General features: G+C 44.5%; 1 protein-coding gene. It reads right to left on the reverse strand.

Annotated features, from left to right (window positions below; translation table 11 throughout):
- Positions 1-43: 43 nt before the first annotated feature.
- Positions 44-229, reverse strand: a 186-nt coding sequence (locus A3761_RS00690; RefSeq protein WP_231881097.1) for a YfaZ family outer membrane protein, incomplete at its 5' end; no start/stop codon positions are given.

Consider the following 229-nt stretch of genomic DNA (forward strand, 5'->3'; position numbering starts at 1 on the left):
TGAATCCGGCTTAGTCTCTGCGTTTGCAGTGCTCTCCTGAGTCTTATAGTGCTAACTGAAGACCAAGGTATACGCCGCTTTCAAGGGTTTCATTCTTGCCATCTAATTCGCTGCCAACATTCATATAGCGGAAGCCGAATGCGATATCGGCATTTTCAATAATTCGGTAATTGACTTGGGTTCTAAAACGACTGAACTCGTCAGAGTCTCCAAAAGATAGTACCTTGGG

The sequence above is a fragment of the Oleiphilus sp. HI0123 genome, from assembly GCF_001635315.1.